This is a genomic window from Neorhizobium sp. P1_A6 (assembly GCF_056406795.1).
The window spans coordinates 40,343-62,824 of sequence record NZ_JBFTZM010000023.1; the positions used below are offsets into that span (position 1 = coordinate 40,343).

At 62.1% G+C, this 22,482-nt stretch carries 16 protein-coding genes and 1 pseudogene; 10 read left to right on the forward strand and 7 right to left on the reverse strand.

Annotation, left to right across the window (positions count from 1 at the left end):
* Nucleotides 1-108 precede the first annotated feature (108 nt).
* The 6 genes from topA (at nt 109) to rpmG (ending at nt 7,733) form a co-directional block, all read left to right on the forward strand.
* A complete protein-coding gene (topA, locus tag AC1D3C_RS27885; protein ID WP_477485154.1) occupies nt 109-2,790 on the forward strand; it encodes a type I DNA topoisomerase in 2,682 nt (893 codons plus the stop codon).
* Entirely contained in the window at nt 2,787-5,141 is a 2,355-nt protein-coding gene (rnr, locus tag AC1D3C_RS27890; protein WP_477485155.1) for a ribonuclease R, read from the forward strand. The genes topA and rnr overlap by 4 nt, the downstream gene beginning before the upstream one ends.
* Nucleotides 5,142-5,143: 2 nt before the next feature.
* On the forward strand, nt 5,144-5,596 hold the full coding sequence (locus AC1D3C_RS27895; protein ID WP_477485156.1) for a DUF983 domain-containing protein: 453 nt from the start codon (nt 5,144-5,146) through the stop codon (nt 5,594-5,596).
* Nucleotides 5,593-6,279, forward strand: coding sequence for an NUDIX hydrolase (locus AC1D3C_RS27900; protein ID WP_477485157.1), 687 nt, complete (start codon nt 5,593-5,595; stop codon nt 6,277-6,279). Before AC1D3C_RS27895 ends, AC1D3C_RS27900 begins: the two co-directional genes overlap by 4 nt.
* Before the next feature lie 10 nt (nt 6,280-6,289).
* A complete protein-coding gene (locus tag AC1D3C_RS27905) occupies nt 6,290-7,474 on the forward strand; it encodes an MFS transporter (RefSeq protein WP_038542029.1) in 1,185 nt (394 codons plus the stop codon).
* A 91-nt stretch (nt 7,475-7,565) separates the two neighbouring features.
* Nucleotides 7,566-7,733 (forward strand): 50S ribosomal protein L33, encoded by a 168-nt coding sequence (gene rpmG / locus AC1D3C_RS27910; protein WP_003547442.1) that lies wholly within the window; start codon nt 7,566-7,568, stop codon nt 7,731-7,733.
* Nucleotides 7,734-8,608: 875 nt separating this feature from the next.
* Here the strand turns inward: rpmG and AC1D3C_RS27915 are convergent.
* On the reverse strand, nt 8,609-9,979 hold the full coding sequence (locus AC1D3C_RS27915; RefSeq protein WP_477485158.1) for a PleD family two-component system response regulator: 1,371 nt from the start codon (nt 9,977-9,979) through the stop codon (nt 8,609-8,611).
* A 16-nt stretch (nt 9,980-9,995) separates the two neighbouring features.
* Nucleotides 9,996-10,367, reverse strand: a complete 372-nt coding sequence (locus AC1D3C_RS27920) for a response regulator (RefSeq protein ID WP_038542024.1) — start codon at nt 10,365-10,367, stop codon at nt 9,996-9,998.
* 132 nt (nt 10,368-10,499) lie between these two features.
* Between AC1D3C_RS27920 and AC1D3C_RS27925 the strand changes: the two genes are divergently transcribed.
* Nucleotides 10,500-10,808 (forward strand): DUF3572 domain-containing protein, encoded by a 309-nt coding sequence (locus AC1D3C_RS27925; protein WP_477485159.1) that lies wholly within the window; start codon nt 10,500-10,502, stop codon nt 10,806-10,808.
* Nucleotide 10,809: 1 nt separating this feature from the next.
* Nucleotides 10,810-11,480, forward strand: a pseudogene (locus tag AC1D3C_RS27930) (HAD family hydrolase); the annotation flags it as partial.
* Here AC1D3C_RS27930 and AC1D3C_RS27935 read toward each other — a convergent pair.
* Nucleotides 11,464-12,045, reverse strand: coding sequence for a GNAT family N-acetyltransferase (locus tag AC1D3C_RS27935; RefSeq protein ID WP_038542020.1), 582 nt, complete (start codon nt 12,043-12,045; stop codon nt 11,464-11,466). The pseudogene AC1D3C_RS27930 and the gene AC1D3C_RS27935 overlap by 17 nt on opposite strands.
* A 77-nt stretch (nt 12,046-12,122) precedes the next feature.
* Here AC1D3C_RS27935 and AC1D3C_RS27940 point away from each other — a divergent pair, with 77 nt between their 5' ends.
* Nucleotides 12,123-13,415 carry a DNA polymerase IV gene (locus AC1D3C_RS27940; RefSeq protein ID WP_477485160.1) on the forward strand — a complete coding sequence of 431 codons (1,293 nt, stop codon included), beginning with the start codon at nt 12,123-12,125 and terminating at the stop codon, nt 13,413-13,415.
* 108 nt (nt 13,416-13,523) lie between these two features.
* Entirely contained in the window at nt 13,524-14,900 is a 1,377-nt protein-coding gene (locus AC1D3C_RS27945) for a L,D-transpeptidase (RefSeq protein ID WP_477485161.1), read from the forward strand.
* Nucleotides 14,901-14,906: 6 nt separating this feature from the next.
* Here the strand turns inward: AC1D3C_RS27945 and dnaE are convergent, their stop codons facing one another.
* The 4 genes from dnaE to proS form a co-directional block, all read right to left on the reverse strand.
* Nucleotides 14,907-18,404: a DNA polymerase III subunit alpha gene (dnaE, locus tag AC1D3C_RS27950; RefSeq protein WP_477485162.1), complete on the reverse strand. Its 3,498-nt coding sequence runs from the start codon at nt 18,402-18,404 to the stop codon at nt 14,907-14,909.
* Between the two features lie 616 nt (nt 18,405-19,020).
* Nucleotides 19,021-19,704 (reverse strand): ABC transporter ATP-binding protein, encoded by a 684-nt coding sequence (locus AC1D3C_RS27955; RefSeq protein WP_038542014.1) that lies wholly within the window; start codon nt 19,702-19,704, stop codon nt 19,021-19,023.
* Nucleotides 19,705-19,718: 14 nt separating this feature from the next.
* On the reverse strand, nt 19,719-21,026 hold the full coding sequence (locus AC1D3C_RS27960) for a lipoprotein-releasing ABC transporter permease subunit (RefSeq protein ID WP_477485163.1): 1,308 nt from the start codon (nt 21,024-21,026) through the stop codon (nt 19,719-19,721).
* Nucleotides 21,027-21,110: 84 nt separating this feature from the next.
* Nucleotides 21,111-22,436 (reverse strand): proline--tRNA ligase, encoded by a 1,326-nt coding sequence (proS, locus tag AC1D3C_RS27965; RefSeq protein WP_477485165.1) that lies wholly within the window; start codon nt 22,434-22,436, stop codon nt 21,111-21,113.
* Between the last annotated feature and the right edge of the window lie 46 nt (nt 22,437-22,482).

The following is a 22,482-nucleotide window of genomic DNA, read 5'->3' on the forward strand; positions in this document are numbered from 1 at the left end:
TTGGCATACGCCCCTTGACCGCGAGGCAAACGCCCTCCATGTCGGGAGGTCAGATTTCCGCCTGGACCGCAACGGTGCCGGGCCAAGCCTCTATTGCAGAGAAGCAAAATGAATGTTGTCGTCGTAGAATCTCCTGCCAAAGCCAAGACAATCAACAAGTATCTCGGCTCCGGCTACAAGGTTCTCGCCTCTTTCGGCCACGTGCGCGATCTTCCGGCCAAGGACGGTTCCGTGCTCCCCGATCAGGACTTCGAAATGCTGTGGGAGGTCGATCCCGCGTCCCAGAAGCGGATGAAGGACATTTCCGATGCCGTAAAAGGCTCGGACGCCCTATTCCTCGCGACCGACCCGGATCGCGAGGGTGAAGCCATTTCCTGGCATGTGCTCGATCTTCTCAGGAAGAAGAAGGTGATCGGCGACAAGCCGGTCAAGCGCGTCGTCTTCAACGCTATCACCAAGAAGGCCGTGCTCGATGCGATGGCCAATCCGCGCGATATCGACGTGCCGCTGGTCGACGCCTATCTCGCCCGCCGCGCGCTCGATTATCTGGTCGGCTTCAACCTGTCGCCGGTGCTGTGGCGCAAGCTGCCGGGCGCCCGTTCGGCCGGCCGCGTGCAGTCGGTTGCGCTGCGGCTCGTCTGCGACCGCGAATCGGAGATCGAGCGTTTCATCTCCGAAGAATACTGGAACCTGTCGGCTCTGCTGCGCACGCCGCGCGGCGACGAGTTCGAGGCGCGCCTCGTGTCTGCCGACGGCAAGCGGCTGCAGGGCCGCTCGATCAAGAACGGCGAGGACGCCAACCGACTGAAGGCGCTGCTCGACGGTGCCGCCTATGTGGTCGATACGGTCGAAGCCAAGCCCGTCAAGCGCAATCCCGGCCCGCCCTTCACCACGTCGACGCTGCAGCAGGCCGCCTCCTCCAATATCGGCTTCAACGCCTCGCGCACCATGCAGGTGGCGCAGAAGCTTTATGAAGGCGTCGATATCGGCGGCGAGACGGTCGGCCTCATTACCTATATGCGTACCGACGGCGTGCAGATGGCGCCGGAAGCGATCGACGCGGCCCGCAGCGCCATCGTCGACCAGTTCGGACAGCGTTACCTGCCGGAAAAGCCGCGCTTCTATTCCACCAAAGCGAAAAACGCTCAGGAAGCCCACGAAGCGATCCGCCCGACCGATTTCACCCGCACGCCGGACCAGGTGCGCCGCTACCTCGATGCCGACCAGGCCCGTCTTTATGAGCTGGTCTGGAAGCGCGGCATCGCCAGCCAGATGGCATCCGCCGAAATCGAGCGCACCACGGTCGAGATCCTCGCCGACAACAAGGGCGAGAAGGCGGGCCTGCGCGCCGTCGGCTCGGTCATCCGGTTCGACGGCTTCCTCGGCGCCTATGTGGACAGCCGCGAGGACGCCGAAAAGGGCGAGGACGACGATGAAGATGGCCGCCTGCCCGAGATCAATGCCCGCGAAAAGCTCGACAAGAACAAGGTGAACGCCAGCCAGCACTTCACCGAGCCGCCGCCGCGTTATTCGGAAGCCTCGCTGATCAAGAAGATGGAAGAGCTCGGCATCGGCCGCCCCTCCACCTATGCCGCGACGCTGAAGACGCTGAGCGACCGCGAATATGTGACCATGGACAAGCGCAAGCTGATCCCGCATTCGAAGGGCCGGCTGGTGACGGCCTTCCTCGAAAGCTTCTTCACGAAATACGTGGAATACGACTTCACCGCCGATCTTGAGGAAAAGCTCGACAAGATCTCTGCCGGCGAACTGGACTGGAAGCAGGTTCTCCGCGAATTCTGGCAGGATTTCTTCGCCCAGATCGAAGACACCAAGGAACTGCGCGTTACCAACGTGCTCGATGCGCTCAACGAGACGCTGGCGCCGCTGGTCTTCCCGAAGCGGGAGGACGGCAGTGATCCGCGCATCTGCCAGGTGTGCGGCACCGGCAACCTGTCGCTGAAGCTCGGCAAATACGGCGCCTTCGTTGGCTGCTCGAACTATCCGGACTGTAACTACACCCGCCAGCTTTCCTCGGAAGGCGGCGCGGATGCGGAAGCGAACGCCCTCAACGAACCCAAGGCACTCGGTGCCGATCCGCATACGGGCGAGGAACTGACGCTGCGCTCGGGCCGGTTCGGACCCTATATCCAGCGCGGCGAAGGCAAGGAAGCCAAGCGTTCTTCGCTGCCCAAGGGCTGGAAGCCCGAGGACATCGACCACGAAAAGGCGCTCGCCCTGATCAACCTGCCGCGCGACGTCGGCAAACATCCGGAATCAGCCAAGATGATTTCGGCAGGGCTTGGCCGCTACGGACCGTTCCTGCTGCATGACGGCAGCTATGCCAACCTGGAGAGCATCGAGGACGTGTTCTCGATCGGCCTCAACCGCGCCGTGACCGTGCTTGCCGAAAAGCAGAGCAAGGTGGCGGCTGGCGGTGGCCGCGGCCGTGGCACGCCTGCGGCACTGAAGGAACTCGGCGACCATCCGGACGGCGGCACGATCACCGTGCGCGACGGCAAATACGGCCCCTACGTCAATTGGGGCAAGGTCAACGCGACGTTGCCGAAAGGGCTGGACCCGCAATCGGTAACGATGGAGCAGGCCATGGCCTTCATCATCGAAAAGGGCGGCAAGGCACCGTCGGCCAAGGCAAAGCCGAAGAAGGTCGCCGCCAAGGCAACCACCGCGACCAAGAAGGCGGCGCCGAAAGCCAAGACGGCCGCAACGGCTAAAGCTCCGGCGAAAAAGACTGCAGCTGCACCGAAGGCGAAGAAGACGGGCACGTGAGAGAACCGCGCGACAGATCGAGACACCAGGGAAAACGCCCCGACAAAGCCATCCGAGGCCACACCGCTTCCACAACGGAAAAGCCGGTGATCATCCACGGCGCGGTGCCGCCGCGCGATGTCCTGCTCGAGTTCATCGCCGAAAATCCGGACAAGGGGTCGAAGCGGGAGATCGCCAAGGCCTTCGGGCTGAAGGGCGACACCCGCGTCGAGCTGAAGGACCTGCTTCGGACGCTGGAGGAAGAAGGCCTTCTCAAGAAGAGCCGCAAGTCGCTCACCCGTCCCGACGCGCTGCCGCCGGTCACCGTTCTCGACATCACCACCCGCGACAAGGACGGCGAGCTGATCGGCCGCCCGGCCGAATGGCCGGAGGACCTGGGTGCGGCGCCTGCGGTGCTCATCCGTCAGTCGTCCGACAGCCGCGGCAAGGGCAGAGTGGCTGCTGCCGGGCTCAACGACCGGGTGCTCGCAAAAATCTTCCCGAACAAGGACCGGACCGGGCCCGCCTATACCGCCCGCGTCATCAAGATCATCGACAAGCGCCGCGGGGCCTCGCTCGGCATCGTCCACAAGCTTGCCGATGGCGAATTGCGCCTGCTGCCGATCGACCGGCGCGGCGAGGAAATGGTGATCGAGCCCGCCGATATCGGCGAGGCCAAGGACGGCGACCTGGTCGAGAGCGAGGTCGTCCGTTCCGGCCGCTTCGGCCTTCCGCGCGCCCGGGTTCTGTCGATCGTCGGTACGATCGGCTCGGAAAAGGCGATCTCGATGATCGCCGTCTATTCGCACGGCATCCCGCATATCTTCCCGAAACAGGTGATGGACGAGGCCGAAGCGGCCAGGCCCGCCACCATGGCGCAACGCGAGGACTGGCGTTCGCTGCCGCTGATCACCATCGACCCCGCCGACGCCAAGGACCATGACGACGCGGTCTATGCCGAGCTCGACCCCTCGCCCGACAATCCGGACGGCGTCATCGTCACCGTCGCGATCGCCGATGTCTCCTGGTATATCCGCACCGGCTCTCCGCTCGACCGCGAGGCTTTGAAGCGCGGCAATTCGGTCTACTTCCCGGACCGCGTCGTACCGATGCTGCCGGAGCGCATCTCGAACGATCTCTGCTCGCTGCGTGAAGGCGAAGACCGGACCGCACTTGCCGTGCGCATGGTGTTTTCGAAAGAAGGCCGCAAGGCCGGCCACACGTTCCACCGGATCATGATGAAGAGCGCCGCCAAGCTTTCCTATCAACAGGCCCAGGCGGCGATCGACGGAAAGCCGGACGACAAGAGCGGACCGCTACTCGAACCGATCCTGAAGCCGCTGTGGCATGCCTATGGGGTGATGAAGCGCGGTCGTGACCGCCGCCAGCCGCTTGAACTCGACATGCCGGAGCGCAAGATCCTGCTGAAGCCCGACGGCACGGTCGACCGGGTCTTCGTGCCGGAGCGGCTCGATGCCCACAAGCTCATCGAAGAAATGATGATCCAGGCGAATGTCGCCGCCGCCGAGACGCTGGAGAAGAAGCGGCAGGCGCTGATCTACCGCATCCACGACACACCCTCGCTTGCCAAGCAGGAGACGCTGCGCGAGTTTCTCGCGACATTGGGCATTCCGATGGCCAAGGGCGGCCAGATGCGGGCCAACTCGTTCAACGGCATTCTCGCCAAGGCCGAGGGCACCGCGCACCAGGTGATGGTCAACGAGATGGTGTTGCGCTCCCAGAGCCAGGCGATCTACAGCCCCGATAATATCGGCCATTTCGGCCTTAACCTGATGAAGTATGCGCATTTCACCTCGCCGATCCGCCGCTACGCCGACCTCATCGTGCATCGCGCGCTGGTCGGGTCGCTGGGCTTGGGCGAAGGCGGGATCAAGCCGGAGGAAGAGGCGCAGCTGGACGATATCGCCGCCGAGATCTCCACCTTCGAGCGCCGCGCCATGGCCGCTGAGCGCGACACGATCAACCGCCTGATCGCCCACCATCTGAGCGAACGCATTGGCGAGGAATTCGTCGGCCGCGTCTCCGGCGTCACCAAAGCGGGACTATTTGTCTCGCTTCCGACCTATGGCGCGGACGGATTCATACCTATATCCACGCTCGGCAACGACTACTTCATCTACGACGAGGCGCATCAGGCGCTGTCCGGAGAGAAGACCGGTCTCGGTTACCAGATCGGCGATACGGTTGACGTGCGGCTGAAGCAGGCGATCCCGCTTGCCGGCGCGCTGCAGTTCGAAATGCTGAGCGAAGGCAAGAAATTGCCGACCGCGACGCGCTCCTTCCACAAATCGGGGCGGCGCGGCCGAACCCAACCCGGCACGCGGCCTCCGCGGAGCGGCCGAAGGAGATAGGAATGCAGGAACAGGGCGAACAGACGGTCCGATATGGTGGAGCTCAGGAGGCCGAAAGACCGCTCGGCCGCTCCATCAAGCGAGGCCTGCTCTCAACCTGTCCTGCCTGCGGCACCGGTCGCCTGTTCCGGGCGTTCCTGAAACCGGTCGATACCTGCGCCGTCTGCGGCGAGGAAATCCATCATCACCGCGCCGACGACCTGCCGGCCTATCTCGTCATTGTCGTCGTCGGTCACGTGCTGATGACCGGGTACCTGCTGACCGACATGACTTTCAGGGCTTCCCCCTGGGTCCAGCTCGCCATCTGGGTGCCGCTGGCGATCCTCACGGCACTTGTGACCATCCAGCCGATCAAGGGTGGTGTCATCGGTTTCCAATGGTCGCTGAAGATGCACGGCTTCGGGGGAACGGACGACGAGGCGGTCGATCCCGGCCGGGGCGGACCGATCGCATGACATCGCCTGCCGAGGAACAGGCTCCGTTCGCAATGGACGCGCCGAAGCATGCACGCGTGGCCGGCGTGACACCTAAGGACGCCGCGTCGCTGATCCTGATCGATCGTTCCGCCGGCACCCCGCGGGTTCTCATGGGCCGGCGCGGCAGCGGCCATGTGTTCATGCCTGACGTCTACGTGTTTCCCGGCGGCAGGCGCGATGCCCGCGACCATGCCCTTCCCTTCAGCGCCGATCTCGATCCGCTGGTTGTCGAAAAGCTGGTTGCCGGCACCACCGCCCGCATGACCTCGGCCCGCGCCCGGGCCCTGGCGCTCGCGGCCCTCAGAGAACTTCAGGAGGAGACCGGGCTTGCGGGCGGCAGCGCTGCCGACCTCTCCCGCCTGCGTTATGTCGCCCGCGCCATCACGCCGCCCGGCAATGTCCGGCGCTACGATACGCGCTTCTTTCTCGCCTTTGCCGACGAAACCCGCTTCGACATGGCGCTTCTTGGCGACTCAAACGAACTTCAGGACGTGCGCTGGCTTGACATTGCCGAGCTTTCGGGTCTGAAACTCCCGCGCATCACGCAGGCGGTTCTGGAGGACGTGAAAAACCTGATGGCATTCGATCCGTCTTTACCGTTTGGAAGCCCGGTGTCCTTCTACTTCATGCGTCATGGACGATTCGTCCGCAGCCGACTGTAAGGAACATTGAATGGCTCAGCCGACGACAGACGCCAACGGCCATGTCGAGAAGATTCACTGGCCGTCGCTGATCGCCGCCATATCCGCCATCAGTGCCGTAGGCATTGCCATCGGCCTCGGCCTGCCGCTCCTCAGCATCATTCTTGAAAAGCGCGGAATTTCTTCCACCCTGATCGGCCTCAACGCCGCCATGGCCGGCGTCGCCTCGATGGTCGCGGCGCCGATCACCACTAAAATCGCCCATGACTGCGGCGTGGCGCGCACCATGATGTTCGCGGTGCTCATTGCTGCCATCAGCGCCATCGGCTTCTACTACGCGGATGCCTTCTGGATGTGGTTCCCGCTGCGCTTCACCTTCCACGGCGCAACGACGACGCTTTTCATCCTGTCGGAATTCTGGATCAACGAGGCGGCCCCGCCAAGGCGCCGTGGGCTCGTTCTCGGCATTTACGCCACCGTGCTCGCCATCGGCTTCGCGATCGGTCCCCTGCTCTTCTCCGCGCTCGGCAGCGACGGCGTCCTGCCTTTCCTGGTCGGTGCGGCGATCATCATGCTGGCGATCATCCCGATCTTCATCGCCCGCCATGAAAGTCCCGTGCTGGATACCAAGCCGGACCGACACTTCTTCCACTACATCTTCCTCGTTCCGACAGCGACGGCGGCGGTATTCGCCTTCGGTGCGGTGTCGGCGGGCGGGCTGTCGCTGTTCCCGATCTATGCGATCCGTTCGGCGCTGACCGAAGCGCAGGCCGCGCTGCTGCTGACGGTGATGGGCATCGGCAACATGGCCTTCCAGATCCCGCTCGGCCTCTATTCCGACAAGCTGAGGGACCGCCGGCCACTCCTCACCGCCATGGCGGTGCTCGGCGTCGCGGGATCGCTTGCCCTGCCCTTCCTGATCCAGAACTGGATCATGATGGCCGTGGTCCTGTTCTTCTGGGGCGGTTGCGTCTCCGGCCTCTATACGGTGGGCCTAGCGCATCTCGGGTCGCGGCTCAGCGGTGCCGACCTTGCTGCCGCAAACGCGGCCTTCATCTTCTGTTATGCGGTCGGTACGGTTGCCGGTCCGCAGGGTATCGGCGCTGCCATCGATATCGCTGGCAATGACGGTTTTGCCTGGGCCTTGGCGGGATTCTTCGGCTTCTATGTGCTGGTTTCCATCTGCCGAATGCTTTTCCGGTCAAAACGGAGTTGACTTTTCGAGCGCGATTTGTAATTTCGCGCCAGATTTCGCCGTGGACCCAACCCGCGTCCGCGGCTTCATTTTTTCTTAGAGGCAGAACACCATGGCGAAAGCTACGACCATCAAGATCAAGCTGCTGTCGACGGCTGACACCGGTTTCTTCTACGTCACCACGAAGAACAGCCGCACGATGACCGACAAGATGACCAAGACCAAGTATGATCCGGTCGCCAAGAAGCACGTCGAGTTCAAGGAAACCAAGATCAAGTAAACCTTGATCCGAGGGTTCTCGAAGGGCGCCAGCCGAGAGGCTTGGCGCCTTTTCTTTTGAGCATCACTCTAGCGCCGTCCGTTCATTCGGCCCCACCAAGGCGCTCCAGATCCTTAAATTGCCGCATCATGCTCTCCGACAATCGGCACCGGTTTTCGGGCCGATGCGGGAGCGGTATGATCCAGAGCGGGACAGGCTGCGTAGAAATGGAAAAGCGCCGCTCCAGAGGCTGGAAGCGGCGCTTTCAAATGGGGGTCGACCAGCCTGCAATCACGGCACGAGGAACCGCTTTGGTATGCCTGCCGGTCGACCGACCCCACGACCCAGGAGATGCGGCGGACCTGAGCATCATGGGGTATCGGCGTCCCTTTCGGGAACGTTATCTTCGTTAAGCGTCAAAATTGCGCAAAACCAAAAGAAAATCAACAGATTCTTAATCTGATACCGGTTCTGCCACTGTTGTTGGTTAAAATTCGCGTCCGCTATTCATATTTTGCCTGTTTTTCTTGTAAAAAATTAAAGATCATCCCCGAGGCTTTATATGCTTAAGGCAATCAAACTCTTGGAACCTTGACCTGAATTCAAGAACATCCTTGAGGAACACTGGTTATCTCCTCAGCCATGCAATTTCGGAGAAGCCAATTCGCACAGCTATTCTCGATTGGCGGGCCTGGAGCGCCCCATGGATACATTCGGAATTTCTTGAATGCACTGCAGCAGCAGAATTAACCGATCACTGTTCATGAAATTGGTCCATCAATTCGTACCTGTAAAAAATCAGGTTCCCGCTTGAAATAACTGGGGACACCTTCGGCTTTTCCACAGCACTCCCGCCTTGTAGGCGGTCAACATGCAATTTAGGGTTTTCTGATTCTCTAAGCGGCGGCGGCAACCACGCGATTGCGCCCGCCATTCTTCGCTTCGTAGAGCGCGCGGTCGGCCTGCTTCATGAGCTGCTCCGGCGTCTCGGCCCCATGTGCATTGCATGCAATCCCGAGCGATGCCGTGATATTGAGCATGATGCCCGCTGTCTTCAAATGAAACGGCTGACTTTCGATGATGCTGCGAAGCCGTTCGGCAATCACGGCGGCCGACATAGAATCGGTATCGGGCATGACGACCACGAATTCCTCGCCGCCGTAACGGCAGGCAAGATCGGCTCCCCTTACGGTCGAGCGGACGCGGGCTGCGAATTCCTTCAGCACCTCATCGCCGGCATCGTGGCCGTAGGCATCGTTGACCGACTTGAAGCGATCGATATCGGTAATGCAGACGGACAGCGGCCGTGAGCGCGCGGCAGCGCGATTGAACAGTACCTTGAGGTGATTGTCGAGATAACGCCGGTTGTTGAGGCCAGTCAGCCCGTCGGTGACGGCAAGCTCGATGGTCTGGCGCATACTCATGCGCAGGCGGTCGTTGTAGCGCTTGCGCTTGATCTGGGTGAGCACGCGGGCCACGAGCTCATTCGGGTCGATCGGCCGGACGATATAGTCGTTGACGCCAAGGTCGAGCGCCCGGACGATCAGGTCGTCAGCACCCATTTCTGTCACCAGGAGCAGCGGCAGGAACCGGGTTCGCTCCAGCGAGCGAAGCTGCGAGCACAGTCTCAGCGGATCGTATTCGTCGAAATTGGCGTTGACGACCACCAGATCGACCGGGTTCTCCGCCGCTTCGAAAAGGGCAGCCTGCGGATCGGACATGGCAATGACGCCGGCGACCGGCTTCAGCGCCTTGATGATGCGCTCCTGCGAGCTTGCGCGGCCATCGACGAGAAGGACCTGGGCCATCTCGTCGCGACCGTCAGCGCCCTTCAGCATGTCTTCCAGCCCGATATTGCTGGCGGTGTCGGCGCGGATGCGCAGCTCGTCGCTGAGCGTCTTCAACCGCACCAGGCTCTTTACCCGTGAAATGAGCTGCAGGTCGTTGACCGGTTTGGTCAGGAAATCGTCGGCACCGGCTTTGAGGCCACGCACGCGGTCGGACGGTTGGTCAAGCGCCGTGACCATGACGACGGGAATATGGGCGGTGCGCGGATTGGCCTTCAGCCGTTCGCAGACCTCGAAACCGTCGATACCAGGCATCATGATGTCGAGCAGGATCAGGTCCACATGCGTGCTGTCGCAGATCGCCAGCGCCTTGTAACCGTCGTCAGCGGTCAGGACGTCGAAATATTCGGCCAGAAGCCTGGCTTCGAGCAGCTTCACATTCGCCGGAATATCGTCGACTACAAGTATCCGCGCCGTCATGAGGTCCGTCCCGTTTTCATGCGTCGCCGAGATATGTCTTTATTGTCTCGATAAATTTCGGCACTGAAATGGGTTTCGAGACATAGGCCTCGCATCCACCCTGGCGGATGCGCTCCTCATCGCCCTTCATCGCAAAGGCGGTCACCGCGATCACCGGAATGACATGCAGCTCGTCGTCTTCCTTCAGCCATTTGGTGACTTCGAGGCCAGAAACCTCGGGCAGCTGGATGTCCATCAAAATCAGGTCTGGGCGATATTTTCGTGCCAGATCAAGCGCTTCCATACCGTTGCGGGTCTGGATGGTATCGTATCCCGATGCTTCGATCAGGTCGCGGAAGAGCTTCATGTTCAGCTCGTTGTCCTCGACGATCATGACCCGTTTGGGCATAGCGATCCGTTCCTTAAATCCCGGCTTGCATGAGTGCCTTCAGTATATAAGCTCCCGGAACGGCCGATTCCACAGAGCGCCTATCAGGCACGGTAAAGCCATATAGTTGAAAAAGAGGTAACTCGGCAGACAATGCGGCGCGACCCCGGTAATACTCGAAACAGCAGACCCCAGGCGGAAGAGACCGCGGCCGCCATTCTCGGATGGCTCGCCAACGAACCCGATATGCTCGGCCGTTTCCTCGCCCTTTCCGGCGTCCAGCCCAACCAGATGCGCAATGCGGTGAACGATCCGGGCTTTCTCGCCGGCATGATCGATTTCCTGATGGGGCATGAGCCGACGCTGCTGGCCTTCTGCGAGGCGACGGATACGAAGCCTGAAACCGTGGCAGCCGCCTCGCAGCACTATTCCAGGCCCGGGTTCGATTCCGGCGACTATTGAGATGAGCGAGATCCTCGACCTTTCCCATGTGCGCCTCGGCGACCGGCCGCTCGTCGTCTGCGACATCGACGACGTGGTGCTGCATTTCGTGGCTCCCTTCCAGGACTTTCTGCGCGGCGAAGGCCATGAACTGCTGCCGCGTTCCTTTCGTCTCACCGGCAATATCGTTTCCATAGAGACCCAGATCGCGCTCGAACATCCGGACGTGCGTCGGTTGATCGAGGCCTTTTTCGAAGCCCAGGAGAACTGGCAGATCCCGTTCGACTTCGTCGTCCAGACGCTCGACGCGCTGTCGAAGGATGCCGACGTCGTGTTCCTCACCGCGATGTCGCCGCGCTACCAGGAGCACCGCCGCCGGCTTCTCGACCGGATCGGCCTCACCTTCCCGCTGATCGCCAGCGAAGAACCCAAGGGACCGATCATGCAGCGCCTGCACGACGGACGCCCCCTGCCCTGCGTCTTCATCGATGACATGGCGCATAACCTGCACTCGGTGCGGGATCACGTCGCAGAATGCCTCGTCATCCATATGATGCCCGACTCGCCGCTCCACCTTCTGGCGCCGAAGCCGGACGACGGCATCATCCGGGCGACGGACTGGGGTCATGCTGCCGAACTGATCTATACCCATATCCAGTCCAAAGCCGCCTGACATCTAAAGTTCCAGCCGCATCAGCGGTCGTCCGTCCTTGCGGCGCTCCACCACTTCGAAGCCGGCGGCGTCGAAGATCGCCGTCGAGCCTATGCACAGCGTCACCGATTTCGACTGCTTCACATGATCGATCGGACAGGCCTCGACAAACCGCGCTCCCATATGCCGCGCATAGTCGACGGCGCCAGACAGCAGGCGGTGGCTCAGTCCTTTGCCCCTGAGCTTCGGCGTCAGGAAAAAGCAGCTGACCGCCCAGACGGAGGGATCGGTTGCATCCGCCTCCTCCAGCGGGCGCGAAACGGTACGCGGCGAATTGAACTGCGGCACATCATGGCGCGGTCCGACCTGCACCCAGGCCACCGGTTCACCCTCCGCGTAAGCCAGAATGCCGGGCGGCGGACCAGCATTTATACGGTCGTGGATATGATCCTTCCGCTCCTGCGGCTGCATCTTGGTGCGCACCGCATGCGGCAGGCGCAGAGCGACGCACCAACAGTGGTAGAAGGCACCCTGCGGGCCGAAGAGCATTTCGAAATCCCCCCAGCGCTCTGCCGTCACGGGCTCGAAACGAAGATCGATATCCACGCCAAACCTCTATGCTCTCCCTTGTGACTCACGAGCTTAGGCCTTAACGTCGCGGTGTTCAACCTTTGTTCTCTGCCATGACGCCTACGCCTGACAAGACACCCGGCTTCTGTCGCGACTGCCTTGCGGAGCAGAAGGCGGAGGTGCGCCGTTGCCGCGCCTGCGGCAGCCCGCGTCTCGTCTATCACAACGAACTCTACGCATTGACGCTGGCGCATATCGATTGCGATGCCTTCTATGCGACGATCGAAAAGCGCGACAACCCGGAACTCGCCGACAAGCCGGTGATCATCGGCGGCGGCAAACGCGGCGTCGTCTCGACGGCCTGCTATATCGCCCGCATCAATGGCGTGCGCTCGGCGATGCCGATGTTCAAGGCGCTGGAACTCTGCCCGGACGCCGTCGTGATCCCGCCCAATATGGAAAAATATGTCACCATCGGCCGGCAGGTGCGCGCGATGATGCACGATCTGACGCCGCTGGTTCAGCCGCTGTCGATCGACGAGGCCTTTCTCGAACTCGCCGGCACCGAACGGCTGCATCACGCCCCGCCGGCCCGCATCCTTGCGAAATTCGCCAAGCGGGTGCAGGACGAGATCGGCATCAGCATTTCGGTCGGCCTCTCCTACTGCAAATTCCTCGCAAAGGTCGCCTCGGATCTTCAGAAGCCGCGCGGCTTTTCGGTGATCGGCCGGCAAGAGGCGCTGGAATTCCTCGCGGCCCGCCCCGTCACCACCATCTGGGGCGTCGGCAAGGCTCTCAACGCGACACTGGAGGCAGACGGGATCCGCACCATCGGCCAACTCCAGACCATGCAGGAAGCCGACCTGATGCGCCGCTACGGCACGATGGGCCAACGGCTCTATCGCCTCTCGCGCGGCATCGACGACCGCGAGGTGCATGTCAACGACGCGGCGAAGAGCGTTTCGGCCGAGACCACCTTTTTTGACGACATCGCGGGTTATGACGACCTCGTGCCGATCCTGCGCCGGCTTTCCGAAAAGGTTTCGACGCGGCTGAAGAAACACGGCATCGCCGGGCAGACCGTTGTCCTCAAGATGAAGACCGCCGATTTCAAGAGCCGCACCCGCAACAAGCGGCTTGAGGACCCGACCCAGCTCGCCGACCGTATTTTCAGGACCGGCCTGTCGCTGATGGAAAAGGAGACCGACGGCACCAAATTCCGCCTGCTCGGCATCGGCGTCACCGATCTCGGCGACCCGACGCTTGCCGATCCGCCCGATCTCGTCGACCGCCAGGCAGGCCGCCGCGCGGCTGCGGAAGCGGCGATGGACAAGTTGCGCGACAAGTTCGGCAAGGCCGCGGTCGAGACCGGATATACTTTCGGAAGCCGCCGCCGGGATCAATGAAATGTGATCCGTTATTAACCATAACGTTAAAACTACTCGCGGCGCGGATAACCTTCCTTAAACCTCATGCGCTAATGTGCCGGTCTTGTATTGCGTATGGGGTCGGTCATGTTGCGTCGCCTAGTGTTCGGGTTAGGTCTTTTGTCTGCGACCATGCTGTCGCATGCAGCTTTTGCGGAAGGTGCCCGCACGCTGCAGATCATCGTTTCCAAGGACAAGCAGTCGCTGGTCGTCTATGACGGCGAAACGGTGGTCGCCACCTCGAAAGTGTCGACCGGCAAGGAAGGCCATTCGACGCCGAGCGGCATCTTTTCGATCCTCGAAAAGCAGAAATATCACGAATCCAATCTCTATTCGAATGCGCCCATGCCGTGGATGCAGCGCCTGACCTGGTCGGGCGTCGCGCTTCACGAATCAAACAGCGTCCCGAACTATCCCGCCTCGCATGGTTGCGTGCGCATGCCGGGCGCCTTCGCCAGATCGCTCTACCAGATCACCGAGCGCGGTGCGCATGTGATCATCACCGACGCGCCGGTCGTGCCGCAGCTGATCGAGAACGCCAACCTGTTCCTGCCGCGCAAACCGCTGCCGACCGGGCCGCTGCTTTCCGACGTCGAGCTCAGGACCTCGTCGATCGGCAGCAGCGCCAAGCCTGTCGAAGTGGCGATGAACGTCGCTCCGAACAATCCCTCGATCATCCACCCGACCACCGGCGCGTCGCCGCAGGCGACCAAACCGGCCACGGCCGCAACGGAGGAGGTCGCGCCGCTTCGCATCCTGRTCACCCGCCGCGGTGACCGCGAGACGCTGATGGATGCCCAGATCCTGCTGCAGCAGCTCGGGTTCGACACCGGCGGCGGCGATGGCTCCGCCGGTCCGATGACCCGCAGCGCGATTGCCGGCTTCAAGCGCTGGAAGAACCTGTCGCCCAAGGGCGCGCTGGTGACGCCGGAATTCCTGGCCTCGCTCTATGAGACCGCCGGCAAGCCGCGGCCGCCGATGGGTCAGATCATGGTGCGCCGGAATTTCCAGCCCGTGTTCGAGGCTCCGGTCGGCATCAAGGATCCCGAAATCGCGCTCGGCACACACTTCTTCAGCGTCGACAAGGTCGAGCGCCAGGAAGAGACGGCTGAATGGCACAGCATCACCGTGCCGAATGGCCTCAGCGCCGCGGTGAAGCAGCGGCTCGGGATCACGGTAGCCGACAACCCTTATGCGCCCGGTGCTGCCGCACAGGCCCTCAGCCGCATCGAAATCCCGGCCGACATTCGCGACCGGATCGAAACGCTGATCAGCGACGGTTCGTCCCTGACGATCAACGACCAGGGCATCGGCCCGGACACCGGCGACGGTACCGATTTCATCACCATCACCCAGCCGGCGCAGCGGGTCGCCGAAGCGCAGATGCAGTCGTCGATCACCAAGCCGCAGCCGGTCAGTCAGCGGCGGTCGGACGCCAAGCCCCGCGCCTACGGCCTTTATTAAAGTCTCCTAGACCAGCTCGACATCGAGAACGCCCGGCGCCGTCCTCAGCGCCGCGGCGATTTCCGGCGAGATGCGGTATTTTTCCGTCAGCTCCACCTCGATTTCCCGCTTGCCGTCATCCTTGATGATCACGAAGGACACCAGCCCGTCGCCCCGGGCATTGAGGTGCCGGGCAACCGCGCGCATCGGGCCTGAATCGCGCACGAAGACGCGCAGCGCCTTCTGCATCTGCACCGACTTTTCCTCGAGCGACTGCGCCGTCTGGATGCGCAGGCCGATACCTTCCGGCCGCTCTTCCGCCTGCACGGTGATGACCAGCGACTTGCCCGGTTCGAGCAGGTCCCGGTATTGCGCCAGCCCTTCCGAAAACAGCACGGCCTCGAACTGGCCGGTCGCATCCGAGAAGGTGACGATGCCCATCTTGTTGCCGGTACGGGTCTTGCGCTCCTGCTTGCTGGTCACCGTTCCGGCAAGCCGGCCGGCGGTAGCGCCCTGTTTCACGGCGGCGGAAAAGTCCGCGAAATTCTGGACGCGCATCTTGGCGAGCACGTTGGCATAGGCATCGAGCGGATGGGCCGAGAGATAGAAGCCGAGCACCTGGTATTCGCGCATCAGCTTTTCGGACGGCATCCACGGCGTGAACGCCGGGAAAATCAGCGTTTCCGGCCCGGAGGCGGAGGACGAGCCGAACATGTCGTGCTGGCCGCTGACCTTCTCCCCTTGTGCGCGCTGCGCATAACCGATGATGCGGTCGAGGCCGCCGCTCAGTTCGGCGCGATCACGGCCGAAACAATCGAAAGCGCCCGCCGAGATCAAGCTTTCCATGACGCGGCGGTTGACCTGTTTCGGGTCGATCCGCAGGCAGAAATCCTCGATGCTGGCAAACGGCACATCGCCGCGCACTTCGGTGATGTGGTCGACCGCCGACTCGCCGACGCCCTTGATGGCGGCCAGCGCGTAATAGATCCTGTTGTCGCCGGTCTCGAAATGCCGGAACGAGGTCTGCACCGACGGCGGAATGACCGCGATGCCGAGACGACCGGCATCCTGACGGAAGTCGTTCAGCTTTTCGCTGTTCGACATATCGTAGGTCATCGAGGCGGCGAGGAACTCGACGGGATAATGCGCCTTCATGAAGGCGGTCTGATAGGAGACGATCGCGTAAGCCGCGGCGTGGCTTTTGTTGAAGCCGTAGTTGGCGAACTTTGCCAGCAGTTCGAAGATGTTGTTGGCCTGAGGCTTGGAGACGCCGTTCTTGATGGCGCCATCGACAAAGCGTTCGCTCTGCTGATCCATCTCCGCCTTGATCTTCTTGCCCATGGCGCGGCGCAGCAGGTCGGCCTCGCCGAGCGAATAGCCCGAGAGTACCTGGGCGATCTGCATGACCTGTTCCTGGTAGACGATGACCCCTTGGGTCTCCTTCAGCAGATGGTCGATCGTCGGGTGGATCGACTCGATCTCCTCCTCGCCGTGCTTGCGGGCATTATAGGTCGGAATGTTCTCCATCGGGCCCGGACGATAAAGCGCCACCAGCGCGATAATGTCCTCGATACAGTCCGGCCGCATGCCGATCAGCGCCTTGCGCATGCCCGCACTTTCCACCTGGAACACGCCGACCGTCTCGCCGCGCGAGAGCATCTCGTAGGTCTTGGCGTCGTCGAGCGGGATCTTGGCGAGATCGACCTCAATGCCGCGCTTGCGGCAGAAATCGACCGCGGTCTTCAGGACCGTCAGCGTCTTCAGGCCGAGGAAGTCGAACTTCACCAGACCCGCCTGCTCCACCCATTTCATGTTGAACTGGGTGACCGGCATGTCCGAGCGCGGGTCCCGATACATCGGCACTAGTTTCGACAGCGGACGGTCGCCGATGACGATCCCGGCGGCGTGGGTCGAGGCGTGGCGGTAGAGGCCTTCGATTTTCTGGGCGATATCGAGGAGACGCGCGACGACCGGTTCCTTGTCGGCCTCCTCCTGGAATTTCGGATCCTCCTCGATCGCCTTCGACAGCGGGGTCGGGTTGGCCGGGTTGTTTGGCACCAGCTTGCAGATCTTGTCGACCTGGCCATAGGGCATTTCGAGCACACGGCCCACGTCGCGCAACGCGGCGCGCGCCTGCAGCGAACCGAAGGTGATGATCTGCGCCACCTGCTCGCGACCGTATTTCTGCTGCACGTAGCGGATCACCTCTTCGCGGCGATCCTGGCAGAAGTCGATGTCGAAGTCCGGCATCGAGACGCGGTCGGGATTGAGGAAGCGCTCGAACAGCAGCGAGAAGCGCAGCGGATCGACGTCGGTAATGGTGAGCGCATAGGCGACCAGCGAGCCCGCACCCGAACCACGGCCCGGGCCGACCGGGATGCCCTGCTGCTTCGCCCATTTGATGAAGTCGGCAACGATCAGGAAGTAGCCCGGAAACTTCATCTTCTCGATGACGCTAAGCTCGAAATCCAGCCGCTCCCGATAATCCTGTTCGGTATAACCGCGCGTCATGCCGAGCGTCGTGATGCGCTCTTCGAGACCTTCGACGGACTGGCGGCGCAGCTCCTCCGCCTCGGCGCGCTCGGCTTCCGCCGGATCGTCGGTGGCGCCGGTGAAGCGCGGCAGGATCGGATTGCGGGTCTTCAGCACGAAGGAGCAGCGCTGCGCGATCTCGACGGTGTTTTCGAGCGCCTCCGGCAGGTCGGCAAACAGCTTTGCCATCTCCGCACGGCTCTTCAGATAATGGTCCGGCGTCAGGCGGAATCGCGTATCGTCCGAGACGATCGCGTTGTGGGCGACCGCCATCAGCGCGTCATGGGCATCGTAATCGGCCTTGGTAGGAAAGAAGGCCTCGTTGGTCGCAACCAACGGCAGGTCGTGGTCGTAGGCGAGCGTGACGATCTTGTGCTCGTGGCGCCGATCGTAAGCGCCGTGGCGCTGCAGTTCGACATAGAGCCGATCGCCGAAGATCTCCTTGAGCTTCAGCAACCTCGCTTCGGCAAGCGTAGCATTGCCTTCCTTCAGAGCCACGTCGACCGGACCGCTTCCTGCCCCGGTCAGCGCGATCAGGCCTTCGGTGCCGCCGTCCTCCAGCCAGGAGCGGCTGATATGGATGGACTGATGCCCCTCGTCGCCGAGATAGGCGCGGCTGATCAGGTCCACAAGCCGTTCGTAACCGACGGCATTGGCCGCCAGCACGACGATCGCCGGCAGCTTGGCGAGCTGCTGGTGGCTGTTGCGACGCTCGTCGGACTGGTCTTCCATATCGATCGACAGCTGGCAGCCGATGATCGGCTGCAGGCCGTCGCCGATCGCCTTCTGGGCGAATTCCAGCGCGACGAACAGATTGTTGGTGTCGGTGATCGCGATCGCAGGCTGATTGTCCGCGATCGCCTTCGAGAGGATCTTCTTGAGCGGCAAAGCGCCTTCAAGAAGCGAGTAGGCGGAATGGACGCGCAGGTGAACGAATTGAGGACTGGCCCCCAGCTCTGCCGATCCCGATTTTACGTCCACATTGTCTGCCATATATCTGCGCCTTACCCGTTTGATGAAGCGGGAACAATCTCATGAATCAGGCTATTGTCTGGCGCAGGGCTTTGAGAGTCCAGTTCGGATTTCCCTCCTCAACGCCTTTCGGCCGAGGGACCGGCTGGATCTCCGATCACATCGCCATCATGATCATCGAGAGGCTGGCCACGAAGGTGGCGATCGAAGCGAATGCGGCAATGTCACGAAGCAGGTCAGTCATCGTCGTCTCCCGTGTTCTCTTATGTTTTTATTTTGTTCTCATTTTGTTTGAGAGTCAATAAAAGAACAGACCGGAAACAAACATATCGCGATATCCTCCCTCACCTGGTAAACGAGAGATTAACGGCGGGATTTTCGTTTGGCTTTCAGGCATGCGCATACATCGGGACTGGATGGCCATCCGGGCATGAACAATTTTGGACGGGGCGCTGAAAGCTGCCTCGAGGGAGTGTCGGGCATGCCCGGATAGACTGGCGCCTGGAGGGTGTATCCTGGGGTCATCCTCGGGTTTAACCCGAGGACGAGGATGACGGAGGAAGGGGCGGAGCACACCACCCAGTGGCGTCATCCTCGGGCTCGACCCGAGGATCCAGACGCGCGCATGTCCGCTTCTTCACATCTCGACGACTTTGCCGCCCTCGATCGTCACGCGACGGTCCATGCGGCTGGCGAGGTCGTGGTTGTGGGTGGCGATCAGGGCCGCGAGGCCCGACTGGCGCACCAGCGCCTCCAGCGCGTCGAAGACATAGGATGCGGTCTTCGGGTCGAGATTGCCGGTCGGCTCGTCGGCGAGAAGCACGCGCGGGGCGTTGGCGACGGCGCGGGCGATCGCCACGCGCTGCTGTTCGCCGCCGGACAGTTCGGAGGGGCGATGCTCGGCGCGGTGGCCGATGCGCATATAGTCCAGAAGCTGAGCCGCCCGCTCCTTTGCCTCAGCCTTGGAGAGGCCGGCGATCAGCTGCGGCATCATGATGTTCTCAACCGCGGAAAACTCCGGCAGGAGATGGTGGAACTGGTAGACGAAACCGATCTGGTTGCGGCGCATCGCAGTGCGCTCCGCATCGGGAAGTCCGTTGCAGGCATGCCCGGCGAGAAAGACCTCGCCGGCGTCGGGATGTTCGAGCAGGCCGGCGAGATGCAGAAGCGTCGACTTTCCGGTGCCGGACGGGGCGACCAGCGCGACGATCTCGCCGGTCTTCAGGTCGAAATCAGCCCCCTTCAGGATCGAAAGCGTGGTCTCGCCCTGGCCATAGTGACGTTCGACGCCCGAGAGCTGCAAGACGGTTTTGGGTGCCATGAAGGATGTGGGTCCTATTCGTATCGGAGGGCCTGGACAGGATCGAGCCGGGAGGCTCGCCAGGCCGGAAGGATGGTCGCGATGAAGGAGAGGACGAGCGCCATCATGACCACCGAGAAGGTCTCGCCAAAGCTCATCTCCGCCGGCAGCTGGCTGAGGAAATAGAGTTGCGGATCGAAGAGGATGGTGCCCGAGACCCAGGAGAAGAACTGGCGGATGGATTCGACGTTGAGACAGACGAGCACGCCGAGCAGGACGCCGGCAAACGTTCCGACGATGCCGATCGCCGCCCCGGTCATGAAGAAGATGCGCATGATCGCCCCCGCACCCGCACCCATGGTGCGCAGGATGGCGATATCGCTGCCCTTGTCCTTCACCAGCATGATCAGGCCGGAGATGATGTTGAGCGCCGCCACCAGCACGATCAGGGTCAGGATCATGAACATGACGTTGCGCTCCACCTGAAGCGCGGAGAAGAAGGTCTGGTTGCGCTGGCGCCAGTCGGTGATGAAGATCTGGCGGCCCGCCGCCGCCTCGATCTTCGGGCGCAGGTCGTCGATATTATCCGGATTGTCGACGAACAGCTCGATCGACTGGACGAGTCCTTCGGCATTGAAATAGAGCTGCGATTCCTCGAGCGGCATATAGATGATCGTCGCGTCGTATTCCGACATGCCGATCTCGAAAATGCCGGAGACCGGATAGGATTTCACGCGCGGATTGACGCCCATCGGCGTCACGTCGCCTTCCGGCGAGATCAGCGTGATCTGGTCACCGGCGGAAAGGCCGAGCTGGGCGGCGAGCCGGGAGCCGACCAAGACCCCCTGCCCCGAAGCAAAGCCGACCATGTTGCCCGATTTGACGTTGCCGGCGACTTCGGACAGTTTTTCGAGATCTTCCGGGCGAACGCCGCGCACCAGCGCCCCGGAACCCGCACCACCGCGGCCCGATGCCAGCGTCTGGCCCTCGACCAGGGGCAGCGCCATGCGGACGCCCGGCACGGCCGCGAATTTCTGGGTGAGCTCGGCGTAGTCGGTCAGCGGCCCGTCGATCGGCTGGACGATCATGTGACCGTTGATGCCGAGGATGCGCGAGATGAGCTCGGTGCGGAACYCGTTCATCACGGCCATGACGATGATCAGCGTCGCGACGCCGAGCATGATGCCGATGAAGGAGAAGCCGGCGATCACCGAGATGAAGGCCTCGCGGCGGCGCGAGCGCAGGTAACGCCAGGCGACCATCCGCTCGAAGGCCGAGAAAGGACCGGCCGCGGGCGAACCACCCGCCTTTACCGCTTCACCATTCGCCGCGACACTCGCCATGCCATTTCCTCAATCTGGTGGTCGCAATTCCGGACGGAAAACCGCTTCACACTTTTCCTGGAATTGCTCCGGCGGCCTGCCGGCTTATCGGCCGGCGAGCCTGTTCATGGCCGCTTCGACGGTCAGCGTTTCGCGCTCACCGGTCTTGCGGTCCTTGACCTCCACTTCGCCTGACGCGGCGGAGCGGGGTCCGACAATCACCTGGACCGGCACGCCGATCAGGTCGGCGGTCGCGAACTTGGTGCCGGCGCGCTCGTCCGTATCGTCGTAGAGCACGTCCTTGCCGACCGTTGCGAGACCGCCATAGAGCGTTTCGCAGATCCGGTCGCAGGCCTCGTCGCCGGGCTTCATGTTGATGACCACGACGTCGAACGGCGCGACCGATGCCGGCCAAATGATTCCGTTGTCGTCATGCGATGCTTCGATGATGGCGGGAACAAGGCGTGTCGGGCCGATGCCGTAGGAACCCATGTGGACAGGGTGTTCCTTGCCGTCCGGTCCCTGCACCTTGGCGCCCATCGGCTCGGAATATTTGGTGCCGAAATAGAAGATATGGCCGACCTCGATGCCGCGGGCGGAAAGACGATCGGTCTCGGGGATGGCATTGAACGCCTCCTCGTCGTGCATTTCCGAGGTCGCGGCGTAAACCGACGTCCACTTGTCGAAGACCGCCTGCATGGCCTCGACATTGTCGAAATTGGTGTCCGTGCCGGGGATGTCGAAATTGACGAAATCCTTGTGCGAAAACACTTCCGACTCGCCGGTCTCGGCCAGGATGATGAATTCGTGGGACAGGTTGCCGCCGATCGGGCCGGTATCGGCGCGCATCGGAATGGCGCGCAGGCCCAGTCTCGAGAAGGTGCGCAGATAGGCGGTGAACATCTTGCGATAGGAATGCTCGGCGTCTTCCTTGGTCAGATCGAAGGAATAGGCGTCCTTCATCAGGAATTCGCGCGAGCGCATGGTGCCGAAGCGCGGACGGATCTCGTCACGGAACTTCAGCTGGATGTGATAAAGGTTGAGCGGCAGGTTCTTGTAGGATTTGACGTAGGACCGGAAGATATCCGTGATCATTTCCTCGTTGGTGGGGCCGTAGAGCATCGGCCGCTCCTGGCGGTCCTTGATGCGCAGCATTTCCTTGCCATAGGCGTCGTAGCGGCCGCTTTCCTGCCAGAGTTCGGCGGATTGCAGCGTCGGCATAAGCACCTCGATGGCGCCGGCGCGGTTCTGCTCCTCGCGGATGATGGCATTGACCTTGTCGAGCACGCGCTTGCCGAGCGGCAGCCAGGAATAGATGCCTTGGCTCTGCTGGCGGATCATGCCGGCACGCAGCATCAGCCGGTGGGACGCGATTTCCGCTTCCTTGGGGTTTTCCTTCAGGATGGGCATAAAATAGCGGGACAGGCGCATCGCGATTTCCGAGGTTGCCGGCCTATCCCCACCACGCGAGGAATCG